Raw genomic sequence first — 12585 nt, 5'->3', positions numbered from 1 at the left:
TAAAAATGGAAAAGAAACAAGCAGAAAAGGAGATACAAGAGCTTCGTTCACAATTAGATGAATGGGCTGAAGCTTATTACAGTAAAGATGCTCCTGAAGTAGAAGATTATCTTTATGACCAGAAGTATGCGCGTTTAGTTGAACTTGAACAGGCTTTTCCTGATTTGGTAACTGCTGATTCAATTACTCAGCGCGTTGGTGGTCAGATTGATACAGAATTTACCAAAGTTAGTCACGAAATTCCTATGTTATCGATGGGGGATGTTTTCTCCAAAGATGAATTGCGTGAGTTTGATGAACGAATGCAAAAATTAGTCGGGCATCCGGTAGTTTATAATGTCGAATTAAAAATTGACGGCTTGTCACTGTCACTTGAGTATGAAGCTGGAAAATTAGTTAGGGCTTCTACGCGAGGCAATGGTACTGTTGGTGAAGATGTGACTGCTAATGCCAAATATATTAGCGATATTCCGCAACAATTACCTGAACCTTTGACAACTGAAGTTCGTGGTGAGTGCTATATGGGCAAGGAAGCTTTTGTTAAGCTCAATAAGGAACGTGATGAAAGTGGCTTGCCAGCTTTTGCCAATCCACGTAATGCAGCTGCTGGTTCTCTGCGTCAGCTCGATGCTAAGGTTACAAAGAAGCGACAATTAAGTACTTTTATTTATACTTGGGTCAATCCACCAGAAGAGATTACAAGTCAACATCAAGCAATTGAAGCAATGGCTAAATTAGGTTTCCATACCAATGAAACTGGTCGGCGGTTGAAAACCGTGGATGAAGTTTTCGCATTTATCGATGAGTATACTGAAAAACGCAATAGCTTAACATATGGCATTGATGGTATTGTTTTAAAAGTTGATGATCTGAGTTTGCAGGCTCAATTAGGTAATACCGTTAAGGTACCAAGATGGGAAATTGCCTACAAATTCCCTCCAGAAGAACAAGAAACTGTTGTTCGTCAAATTGAGTGGACTGTTGGTCGTACTGGGGTAGTAACTCCTACAGCAGTAATGGATCCAGTTCAGCTTGCGGGTACAACGGTATCTCGTGCTGTTTTGCACAATCCTGATTTATTGAGACAAAAGGACGTTCGTGTTGGCGATACAGTAAAATTGCACAAAGCTGGGGATATTATCCCTGAAATTTCAGAAGTTGTTTTGGCCAAGCGCCCTAAAGATTCTGTAAGCTATGTAATTCCAACCGCATGTCCATCATGTGGACAAGAATTGGTTCATTTGGAAGATGAAGTTGCTTTGCGGTGCATTAATCCATCATGCCCAGCACAGATCGAAGAGGGCATCATCCACTTTGCTTCAAGACCAGCCATGAATATTAATGGCTTAGGACCAAAGATTGTTAAGCAACTGATTGCTAAAGGTTTGGTTAACAACGTAGCGGATTTATATCATTTAACTGCCGATGATCTTGCACAATTAGATCATTTTAAAGATAAGGCGATAACCAATTTGTTAACGGCGCTTAATAATTCTAAGAATAATTCAGTGGAATTATTGCTTACTGGTTTGGGAATTGATCATGTAGGGGCAAAAGCTGCTAGATTGATTGCACAAAAGTATAAAAATATGGCAAAGATTATGACTTTGACCGTGCAAGACTTGTCAGCAATCGATACAATAGGAATGACGATTGCTGAATCAATGACGGCATATTTTGCGCAAGAAGAAGTTCAAAAGTTGATTGCTGATTTAACGGCAAGTGGCTTGAATATGAACTACTTGGGTGCTGAAGAGCCTGAACAAGCTCCGGATAACTTCTTTAAAGAAAAGACGGTAGTTCTTACTGGTAAGCTTGCTCACTATTCTAGAAGTGAGTTCACTAAGAAATTGCAGGCTTTAGGCGCTAAAGTTACAGGCTCAGTTTCAAAGAAAACTGATTATGTGATTTATGGTGAAGATGCCGGTTCGAAGTATACTAAGGCAGAATCATTGGGGATTTCTTTATTAACTGAAGAAGAAGCAATTGCCAAAATTGATCAAAGGAACGAGTAATTTGAAAAAAACTTGGAAACTTCTAGTTGTAGCAGGTGCGGGTTTAATATTGAGTGCTTGTGGAAATTTAAAAAATTCCAGTTTAGCAAACAATGCGACTACCACTTCAAGTACTAGAACGAAAACTTATCAAACAACTAATACTGGAAAAAATGGTTATACAGTATTATTAAAAAATGGTAGATATGTCACCAGTCCCATTTCAGGCTTGACAGCTACTAACAATGATAATTCGGTTGATGGTCGTGAACTGGAACGTGGCTTAGTACAAATTTCTAAGAATGTATACTCACCAAATAATTATGTTTTTCAAGAGGGACAATATTTAGATCGCAGTACCGTAATTGATTGGTTGATGCGAAAGTCAAAGACGAATCCCAATGGCTTGAATCCAGTTTTAGGAACCAAGAAAAATTATCATCCATACTATCTAGAAGAAATTTTAGAGCAAGATTATCTGACTGGTTCCGGTTCGAATTACAAAATTGGTGGTATCAGTATTGGTTTAGCCATGAATTCAGTTGACTACTATCAAAAGGTTAAAGACGGTCCACAATATCAACAAAGTATTTCACGCGCAACGCAAAAAGCGCAGGGAATGGCAATGGCAGAAAAGATTATTGCTAATTTGCGTAAGAAAAAGGCTTTAAAAAATATTCCAATTACTGTAGGATTATTTTCGAAAACCAGTAAAGATTCATTAGTTGGTGGATCTTATTTTGCCTATGGGACAGCAGGCGCTAATAGTAGTAAAATAGCTAAATGGGAATCAATGTCGGTAAAATGGCAAGTTTTGCCAACTATTGGTGGAGCTAAAGCTGTAAATAGTAACGATGCATCTGGTTTTAACAGTTTTAAAACTGCAATTCAGAATTATTTCCCTAATATTAGTGGGGTAATTGGCAATTTACGGTATGAAAATGGTAAATTAGTACAAGAGAATATTTCGATTACAACGCAGTTTTATGGCTATGAACAGATTCAAAGCTTTACTCGCTTGGTACAATCAACTGCCAAAAAGTATTTGCCAAGCGATACGGCGGTTGAGATCAAGATCGGCTCAGTTGATGATGTTCAGGCCTTGGTAGCTAAAGAGGCAGCCGACAGCGATTATCAAGTACATATTTATGGTGGCGAATAGGAGGATTTTCTTTGAAGATTACAGAAGATACGATCAGACACGTTGCTGAACTTTCAAGATTAGAGTTCGGCGACAATGAGATCGGTAAGTTTACTGCAGAAATGGATTCAATTATCAATATGGCCAACCAATTGTCAACAGTTGACACTGAAGGTGTTGAAGAAACTGTACAAGTTGTTGACCGTGATACTGTTTTTAGAGAAGATAAAGCAGAACACTGGCAAACAAAAGATGAACTTATGAAGAATGTTCCAGATCAAGCAAATGGCTTCATTAAGGTACCGGTAATTATTGAGAAGGATGAAAACGAGTAATGAATTACTTAAATGAAACGATTGACTCATTAAACAAGAAACTTGCTAGTGGAGAAATTAGCGCAGAACAATTAACTGAAGATACGATTGCTAATATCAAAGAAACTGACAAGAAGTTAAACGCATGGATTACAGTTGACGAAGACGTTAAGCCAGCTGAAAACTTAGATTTTGCTAAGAATAAGTTGGCAGGTATTCCAATTGCGATTAAGGATAACATTATTACTGATGGCGTAAAGACTACAGCTGCCAGTCACATTTTGGATAACTTTATTCCAATGTACGATGCAACTGTTGTAAGTAAGTTGAAGGCTGCTCAAGCTACTTTAGTTGGTAAGACAAACATGGATGAATTTGCCATGGGTTCATCAACTGAACACTCATACTTTGGCGCAACTCACAATCCATGGAACTTGGATAAAGTACCTGGTGGTTCTTCGGGTGGTTCAGCAGCTGCTGTAGCAAGTGGTCAAATTGTTGCTGCTCTTGGTTCAGATACCGGTGGTTCAATTAGACAACCAGCTTCGTTCAATGGTATTTTTGGAATTAAGCCAACTTATGGCCGTGTTTCTCGTTGGGGTTTGATTGCTTTTGGTTCATCTTTGGATCAAATCGGTGTTATGACTAAGCGGGTTAAGGACTCTGCAGAGGTTATGAACGTTATTAGTGGTGCTGATGACCATGATTCTACAGTATCAACTCGTGAAGTACCTGACTTTACTAAGTTCTTAGGACAAGATGTCAAGGGTCTTAAGGTAGCTGTTCCAGAAGAATATATGAGTGATGCTGTTGATGCAGAAGTTCGCGAAGTTGTTCAAGCGCAAATTGATATGCTTGAAGCTAACGGTGCGATTATCAATAAGGTATCTTTGCCACACACTAAGTACGTTGTTCCAACTTACTACATCATTGCTTCAAGTGAAGCATCATCAAACTTACAACGTTTTGATGGTATTCGTTATGGTTACCGTGCTAAGGATACTAAGAACTTATTGGATATTTATGTTAAGTCTCGTTCTGAAGGTTTCGGTGAAGAAGTTAAGCGTCGTATCATGTTAGGTTCATTCGCACTTTCAGCTGGTTCATACGATAAATTCTTTAGACAAGCTGCTAAGGTAAGAACCTTGATCTGCAATGATTTCGACAAGGTCTTTGCTGAAAATGATGTAATTGTTGGACCAGTTACTACCACAACTGCTTTTGGTATTGGTACAGAAATTTCTGATCCAATTAAGATGTACAACAATGATATCTTAACAATTTCTGCTAACTTAGCTGGTATTCCTGCTGCTAGTGTACCTGCTGGTTTGGCAAATGGTATGCCTGTTGGTTTCCAAATTATGGCTAAACGTTTTGATGAAGGTAGCATCTTCAGAGTTGCTGACTTTATTGAACGTGAAAACAAATTCTATGAAAAAACACCTGCTGGAATGGAGGATTAATTGAATGAATTTTAAATCGACTATCGGACTAGAAGTCCACTTCGAATTAAAGACTAAGAGTAAGATTTTCTCGCCTTCACCAGTAACTTATGGTGCCAAGCCTAACACTGCCACCAACGTAATTGACTGGGGAATGCCTGGCGTTTTGCCAATGGTCAACAAGGATGTATATCGTTTAGGAATTATGGTAGCTTTGGCAACACATGCACATATTTTGCCAACTACTCATTTTGACCGTAAGAATTACTACTACCCTGATAACCCAAAGGCTTATCAAATTACCCAGTTCTTCCAACCATTAGCTCGTGATGGTTATGTTGAAATTGAAGTTCACGGCAAGAAGAAGCGCATTGGAATTCACGAAATGCACATTGAAGAAGATGCTGGTAAGAACACTCACGGAACTAATGGTTATTCATACGTTGATTTGAACCGTCAGGGTGTACCATTGCTGGAAGTTGTTTCTGAACCTGATATGGAAGACCCAGATGAAGCTTATGCTTACCTTGAAAAGTTGCGTAAGATCGTACAATTTACTGGAGCTTCTGACGTTAAGATGGAAGAAGGTTCAATGCGTGTTGATACCAACATTTCTATCCGTCCTGCCGGTCAAAAAGAACTCGGTACTAAGGTTGAAATGAAGAACTTGAACTCATTTGAACACGTTCGTTTATCTTTGGCTTACGAAGAAAAGCGTCAACAACAAGTGTTGCTTTCAGGTGGTCAAATTCAACTTTCAACCCGTCGTTTTGATGAAGCAAGTGGTAAGACCGTCCTTGAACGTGTTAAGGAAGGTGCTTCAGATTACCGTTACTTCCCAGAACCAGATATTGCGCCTGATCACATTTCTCAAGAATGGATCGATGAAATTGCCAAGACTTTGCCTAAATCAGCAGCAGAACGTTATGACGATTACGTAAACAAGTTTGGTTTGAAGCCATACGATGCTAATGTTTTGTTGCAAACTAAGGAAAGTTCAGACTTCTTTGATGGTGCTGTAGCTGCAGGTGCTGATCCTCAATTAGCTGCTAACTGGATGAATACGCAAGTTAACGGTTACTTGAATGATCATCGTGTAGCTTTAGCAGATGTTAAGTTAACTCCTGAACACTTAGCAGAAATGATCAAGTTGATCAAGGATGGTACTATTTCATCCAAGATTGCCAAGAAGGTCTTTGCTGAAACTATTGAAAATGGCACTGATCCTAAGAAGTTTGTTGAAGAAAAAGGTATGGTTCAACTTTCAGATCTTTCAGTTCTTGAACCGATGGTTAAGGAAATTGTGGATAACAATCCGCAATCAGTTGAAGACTTTAAGAATGGTAAGGATCGTGCAATTGGTTTCTTAGTTGGTCAAATTATGAAGCAAACTCGTGGTAAGGCCAACCCTGTAGTAGTAAACAAGTTATTGAATCAAGAATTAGCAAGTCGCTAAAGAGTAAGTTAAGGTAGTAGTGTTATGACAAAGAAAGCTAGATTAATCTATAATCCGGTTTCTGGACATGAGCAAATGCCCAAGAATGTAGCTGATATCCTCGATATACTTGAACGTGCTGGATACGAAGCAAGTGCATATCGGACAACTCCAGAAAAGAATAGCGCTAAATCAGAAGCTACTAGAGCAGCTGAGGAAGGTTTCGACTTAATTGTTGCTGCAGGTGGCGATGGGACTATCAATGAAGTAGTTAATGGTATTGCTTTTTTGGAAGATCGTCCCAAAATGGCGATTATTCCTGCGGGAACAACTAATGATTATGCAAGAGCTTTAGGAATTCCACGTGATGATATCAAAGGGGCAGCGGAAGTCATTCTCAAGAATAAGTGCAGAAAGATGGATATTGGAAAAGCTGTCTTTGGCGAAAAAGAGCAATACTTCGTTAATATTGCTGCTAGTGGCTCACTAACTGAATTGACCTATGGCGTACCATCAGAAATTAAGTCAGCTTTAGGATATGCTGCTTATCTGATCAAAGGTGCAGAAATGTTGCCACATTTGTCTGAAAATAAAATGCGGTTGACCTTTGATGAAGGCGTTTATGAAGGTAAGTTATCAATGTTCTTATTGGGTATGACTAATTCAATTGGTGGATTTGAGCAAATTATGCCTGATGCCCAATTGAGCGATGGACTTTTCCAATTGATCGTAGTAAAACCGGCCGATCCAGGCAATTTGTTGAAATTGATGGCTTTAGCTTTAAATGGTCGTCATGTTGATGATCCTAATATCATTTATACTAAGACAAGAAGTCTAAAAGCTGAATTGATTGGTTCAAGTAAAGGTAATGACTTACCAGTAAACTTAGATGGTGAAATTGGAGGCTATTGTCCTGTAACTTTGGAGAATCTCCAACAACACATTGAGTTTTATGTTGGTGCTTAACAATTAAATAGGCATAATAAAAAGGAATTGACGTTGGTCAATTCCTTTTTTAGATACAACCATTTTGTTTTTTAATTACGGTTATCGCCCATACCAAAGATTTGTAAGAAGTACATAAAGATGTTGATGAAGTCTAAGTAGAGTTGCAAAGCTCCAGCTACAGCTAAGCCCATCTCAGTATTTTGATCAGCAAAGTTAGCATAGATTTGCTTCATCTTTTGAGCATCCCATGCAGTTAATGCGGTAAAGATGATAACGCCAATGTATGAAAAGATATAAGTTACCATTGGATTGCGCAAGAACATGTTAACGATAGTAGCAACCAATAATCCAATCAAGGCAGCAAAGGCGTATGATCCAATGTTTGAAAGATCACGCTTAGTAGTTGTACCATATACAGCCATAGCTACGAAAACAGCACTTGCAGATAAGAAAGCTGTTGCTAGAGTTGCACCAGTGTAAGCCATCGCAATAATGCCAAAGACTAATCCATAAGAAACGGCGATTAACATTAACATAATAAAACTGGCGGTTGAATTTCTAGTAGCACTAAAGCTAATACCAAATGTTAAACCGATTGGTAAGAATAATAAAATCAGGCTAGAAGCCGGATTGCTGAAGAGTGCGATTAAAGCACTTTGGAATACCGTAGTTCCTAAGAAAGCAGTGAGTGCTGAAACAAAAACTGCTAGAGCCATCATCCCATATGTCTTAGTTAAAAAGCGATTAACACTGACAACATCGTTGATAGGACGACGATTATATTCAGAAAAATTGTTCATAAATTATTTTCCTTTCGTTGTTTATATGTTTATTAGATATCGTATCACAAAAATAACGAAGGTTAAAATTTGGCACTCAGATTTAGCAAAAATTTACTTTTTATGAAGACCATTGTTCCATTTAAGGCCAATACCAGTAATCCCACTTAAAATTGAGAAGACAGGGGATAAGAGACTAAAGAAAGCAAATGGCAAGAAGGATAACACTGGAACTCCAAGTGTTGAAGCGGCAAAGGAACCAGCAACGCCCCAAGGAATTAAGTAGTTAATGACGCTTCCCCCATCTTCAAGCACACGACTAAGAGCTAGAGGTGCTAAGCCAACTTGTTTAAAGGCAGGTTTAAAAGCTTGTCCAGGTAGGATAACAGAAAGGTATTGTTCACCAACAAAAAGATTGATCGAAATTCCAGAAAGAATTGTAGCAGTAATTAATCTACCCGGTTTTCTCAAATGTTTTACAAGTGGTGCCATGGCATTTTGAACGACGCCAAATTTCATTAACATACCACCAAGAGAGAGCGTTGAAATAATCAGAGCTACTGTTCCCATCATGTTACTAATTCCACCACGAGTTAAAAGAGCATTAACCGTAGCATCATTGGTTTGGGCTACGAAACCAGTCATAATTAGACCGTTTAAGTCTGCAACTGAGTAACCAGGTTTTTCGATAAAAATCATAATTACAGTAGCTACAATGTTGATAAATAGCGTTGGAATAGCTGGAACCTTTTTCCAGGAGCAAATTAGCATTAACAATACCGGAATTACTGCCCACCAGGTAATGCTGAAATTAGCAGATAGGACAGCAACCGTATGGCTGATCTTTCCCATATTCATTTGACCACTATTACCTAAGATCCAGAACAAAAGTAAGGATACAAGAAAAGCAGGAATTGTTGACCACATCATATTTTTAATATGAGCGAAAAGTTCACTTTCAGCAATTGCGGAAGAAAGGTTGGTTGAGTCTGATAGTGGGGACATTTTATCACCAAAAACTGCCCCTGAAACGATTGCTCCTGCAACTAAAGCAGGATTGGCATTCATGCTAGCGCCAATACCGAATAAAGCAATTCCTACAGTAGAAATCGTGGTAAAACCACTACCGATCGCACTACCGACGATTGCACAAACAATGAAAACTGAAGGAACGAAGAAACTACCATTGATCAACTTAAAGCCGAGGACCATAATTGAGGGAATAATGCCTGCTTGAATCCAAAGCCCAATTAATGAACCAATTAGAATAAAGATAAAGATCGGGATGATGGCAACATTGATTCCTTCTTTAATACCATCTTGAACATCGTTCCAGGTAAATCCCCGGAACCTTGCCCAAAAACTTAATAATAAAACTGTAAATAATACTGGCACTTCTGGGGAAAGGGCAAACTTGATAACTGCTGTACCCAAGATAATTAATAATATTGCTAAAATGGTGATCGCTTCACCAAATGAGACCCGCTTTTGTTTCATGAAAAAACCTCCAAAAAAGAAAAAGCCCGTTGACTAAAAAAGTCAACGGGACGATTGATAACCGTGGTACCACCCAAGTTTAAACTGTAAAAGTTTATCTTTAGTCAGATGATAACGGTTCTGCTTAGTTATCCGAACAAAAATTAGGAAACGTTGTAATTCATTGACTTCGCCTGACTGGTTCGCACTAACCACCAGATCTCTGAACGCTTAACGAAGCAACTACTGAATCGTTTGTTGTTGATCAGTATGTTATCAATCAATACAGTGACTGTCAACTATTTTGCAAATAATTTTTTAATGAAAATAAAATTCTCTTCTTTGTAAAATCGGCGAAAACGTTTAGTTCTGGTAATTAGCGCCGGTTAATTATACAATTTTTACTAGTAAGAAAAACGAAGAAATTTTAGGTGATCAAATGCAAAAAAATCAACTAGTAGAATTAGAAATTACTGACCTGTCTTATGAGGCGATGGGGGTAGCCCACCTTGATGGCTTGACGGTTTTTGTCAATAACGCTCTTCCTGGTGAGATGGTTAAGGCAAAAATTTTAAAAGTAAAAAAGAATTTTGCTTTTGCTAAGATTGAAAAAATCCTTACTCCAAGTCCTGATCGAATCAGTGTCAAGTTGAACCAATGGGTACAGACAGGACTAGCTTCATTAGCCCACTTAACTTATCAAAAACAATTAGCATTCAAACGGATGCAGGTTGTGAATTTATTGAAAAAAGCGCATCTAGATAGTATTAAAGTTAATGAAACAGTGGCTAGTCCAAAGGAAATTGGTTATCGTAACAAAGCCCAAGTACCAGTTAGAATGGTAAGTGGGAAGTTAGAAATCGGCTTTTTTAGAAAGCATTCTCATGATTTGGTACCATTGGAGAACTTTTTTACAACCGATCCAGAGATTGATCGCGTGCTATTAGCAGTGAGAGATTTATTGCGTGAAATGAAGGTGCCAGCTTATGATGAACTGCATCATAAAGGTGAAGTCCGCTATCTTGAGGTAAGAAGAAGTCGAGCTACTGGGGAAATCATGGTGATTTTGATTTGTTTGCACAAGGATTTTCCACAATTGCGTAAATTAGCTAAAGCCATTAGTCAAATTTCGGGAGTAGTTAGCGTCGTTTTAAATCATAATCCACAGAAAACCAATGTGATTTTGGGCAAACATGATTATTTATTGGCAGGTAAAGCGCAAATTGTGGATAAAATTGGAGATATTAGTTTTTCTATTTCTCCAAAGAGCTTTTTCCAAATCAATTCCTTGCAGACGCCACGGTTATACGATTTAGCAATCAAGCAGGCAGATCTGAAACCTTCTGATGTCGTAATCGATGCCTATTCTGGTATTGGTACGATCGGCTTGAGTGTGGCCAAACACGTAAAAGAAGTTCGGGGAATAGAGATTATTGATGATGCTGTGAGGGATGCCAATGCCAATGCACAGTTGAATCAAATTCATAATGCAAGCTATGTTACCGGTAAGGCAGAAGAAATCATGCCAAAATGGGCTGAATCTGGCTTACAAACTGATGTAATATTTGTTGATCCACCAAGAAAAGGATTGACGGAAGAATTTATTAAGGCAGCCGTAGCAACTCAGCCTAAAAAAGTAGTCTACATTTCATGTAATCCAGCCACACAGGTAAGAGATTTGCAGATGTTCATGGATTTGGGCTACGATTTCCATGAGATCACGCCAGTCGACATGTTTCCTCAGACGCCACATGTTGAAAGTGTAACGGTGCTGGAACGTAAAAAGTAGGATGTCATAAATATCGTCGTTCCGGCGTTTATAAAATAAAAAAATGTGTATCTTTTTGTGACCATTTTCCACAGATAGATACACTTTTTACTTATGTACTGAGAGCATTGTTTACCAGTCTTAGAAGTTGTTTCAATCAACACATCAAAAAAACGGGCATTTACCCGTTCTTGTAAAAGTAGGATGTAGCCAGGCTTCTTGTAAAGAATCGTTTTTAGCTTCTGCGATGAATTGTTTTATTTCATCGGCCATATTGTTCTTTTACTTTGTTAAAGATAACATCTTCATCAGCAGTAAAACTTCTTATTGTAGCAATCAGTTTTTTAACTCCTGCAAGACGCTCTCTTTTTTCAGCTACCTTCTCACCAATCTCGCGACCGTAGATTTCTCGGTCCATCATCTTCATTTCGTAGTCCATGATATCTGATCTCCTGTCTTGATTAAGTTCCTTGATTCGTTTTTGAGCCCAAATGAAGTGTTAATTTAGACTAACTTCTTCATCGTTCATCAGCTTCGCTAGTTCTTTAAGTTCTGCGCTTTCACCAGTAAAGTCGCCTTTTGAGTTAATGATAACCTTAGTAGCGCCGTCATTCAACTCTAACGCATGGTCTTTCGTATCAATCGTTTTGAAGAAATGGACGGCACGATTGTCAACTTTTGAAAAAGCTTCAGACGGATCAAACGAACATAAGAAGATAATAAAGGTATCAGGAAGCTCAGAGTAGTCATGACCTGGCTTTAACACCTTAGCTCCATCGATCGTTGATTGGTAATATCTCAAACGGCGACCTAAGTACTTGCTTGGCGATGTTTGCATTTCAATATCAAAGATGCGACCATTCTTATCAACCACTTTGATGTCAAGTCTGATATCTTTAGATTCCCGCTGATCATTGCCTAGCGAATCCTGCTTGTTAAACTCTACGATCTCCTTGATTTCCAAAAAGGGAAGGATGATTCGTAAAACGTACAAGCAAAACTCCTCGTTTTCCATGACCCAACCAAAGATCTTATCTTCGGTAAAGCCGAATTCCTTTGGGACTTCATAATCCATGAAGTTACCTCCTCGTAATTGTAGATTTGAGAGAAAAAACATACTAACCTAGTGTTAGGGATTCATTCGACGGAATGTCTCCCTAGCACTTTTCTACGTAATGTCAAGCCTGATAAGGGATTTAGTTGTATTTTTTACTGATATTTCTTTTGTTGAGTAAAATTAGGGGCGATTTATTTATTTTGAATGTACGACAAATAAGCTCGTGTCTAT

The 12585-nt window shown here is 38.4% G+C and carries 11 protein-coding genes; 7 read left to right on the top strand and 4 right to left on the bottom strand.

The genetic code is table 11. From position 1 onward, the window contains the following. Positions 1-5 precede the first annotated feature (5 nt). From ligA to BN52_RS03805, 6 genes are read left to right on the top strand one after another with little or no spacing between them, the layout of a single operon-like run. Positions 6-2015 carry an NAD-dependent DNA ligase LigA gene (gene ligA, locus BN52_RS03830; protein ID WP_008472912.1) on the top strand — a complete coding sequence of 670 codons (2010 nt, stop codon included), beginning with the start codon at positions 6-8 and terminating at the stop codon, positions 2013-2015. Position 2016: 1 nt separating this feature from the next. Then, the gene (locus tag BN52_RS03825) at positions 2017-3156 is read left to right on the top strand and encodes a CamS family sex pheromone protein (RefSeq protein ID WP_040473365.1); all 1140 of its coding nucleotides are present in this window, start codon (positions 2017-2019) and stop codon (positions 3154-3156) included. A gap of 11 nt (positions 3157-3167) precedes the next feature. Beyond that, positions 3168-3470: an Asp-tRNA(Asn)/Glu-tRNA(Gln) amidotransferase subunit GatC gene (gene gatC / locus BN52_RS03820; protein ID WP_008472909.1), complete on the top strand. Its 303-nt coding sequence runs from the start codon at positions 3168-3170 to the stop codon at positions 3468-3470. Beyond that, complete coding sequence (gene gatA, locus BN52_RS03815; protein ID WP_008472907.1) at positions 3470-4912, top strand: Asp-tRNA(Asn)/Glu-tRNA(Gln) amidotransferase subunit GatA; 1443 nt, start codon at positions 3470-3472, stop codon at positions 4910-4912. Before gatC ends, gatA begins: the two co-directional genes overlap by 1 nt. Before the next feature lie 4 nt (positions 4913-4916). Further along, the gene (gene gatB, locus BN52_RS03810) at positions 4917-6347 is read left to right on the top strand and encodes an Asp-tRNA(Asn)/Glu-tRNA(Gln) amidotransferase subunit GatB (protein ID WP_008472906.1); all 1431 of its coding nucleotides are present in this window, start codon (positions 4917-4919) and stop codon (positions 6345-6347) included. 24 nt (positions 6348-6371) lie between these two features. Continuing rightward, positions 6372-7292 carry a diacylglycerol kinase family lipid kinase gene (locus tag BN52_RS03805; protein WP_008472905.1) on the top strand — a complete coding sequence of 307 codons (921 nt, stop codon included), beginning with the start codon at positions 6372-6374 and terminating at the stop codon, positions 7290-7292. Positions 7293-7363: 71 nt separating this feature from the next. Here BN52_RS03805 and BN52_RS03800 read toward each other — a convergent pair whose 3' ends face one another. Continuing rightward, the gene (locus BN52_RS03800) at positions 7364-8074 is read right to left on the bottom strand and encodes a Bax inhibitor-1/YccA family protein (protein ID WP_008472904.1); all 711 of its coding nucleotides are present in this window, start codon (positions 8072-8074) and stop codon (positions 7364-7366) included. 93 nt (positions 8075-8167) lie between these two features. Continuing rightward, the gene (nhaC, locus tag BN52_RS03795) at positions 8168-9550 is read right to left on the bottom strand and encodes a Na+/H+ antiporter NhaC (protein ID WP_008472903.1); all 1383 of its coding nucleotides are present in this window, start codon (positions 9548-9550) and stop codon (positions 8168-8170) included. A 418-nt stretch (positions 9551-9968) separates the two neighbouring features. On the opposite strand from nhaC, the gene rlmD reads away from it, so the two are divergent. Further along, complete coding sequence (gene rlmD / locus BN52_RS03790) at positions 9969-11318, top strand: 23S rRNA (uracil(1939)-C(5))-methyltransferase RlmD (RefSeq protein WP_008472902.1); 1350 nt, start codon at positions 9969-9971, stop codon at positions 11316-11318. Between the two features lie 241 nt (positions 11319-11559). Here the strand turns inward: rlmD and BN52_RS10380 are convergent, their stop codons facing one another. Together BN52_RS10380 and BN52_RS10375 are read right to left on the bottom strand one after the other, a co-directional pair. Next, positions 11560-11736 (bottom strand): hypothetical protein, encoded by a 177-nt coding sequence (locus BN52_RS10380; protein ID WP_008472900.1) that lies wholly within the window; start codon positions 11734-11736, stop codon positions 11560-11562. 60 nt (positions 11737-11796) lie between these two features. Then, positions 11797-12372 carry an Rpn family recombination-promoting nuclease/putative transposase gene (locus BN52_RS10375; protein WP_008472899.1) on the bottom strand — a complete coding sequence of 192 codons (576 nt, stop codon included), beginning with the start codon at positions 12370-12372 and terminating at the stop codon, positions 11797-11799. Positions 12373-12585 lie beyond the last annotated feature (213 nt).

The sequence above is a fragment of the Lactobacillus gigeriorum DSM 23908 = CRBIP 24.85 genome (genome assembly GCF_000296855.1).
Lineage (GTDB): Bacteria > Bacillota > Bacilli > Lactobacillales > Lactobacillaceae > Lactobacillus > Lactobacillus gigeriorum.
Note: the sequence above shows the minus strand (reverse complement) of the source record. Positions and strands in the feature narration are given on the sequence as shown.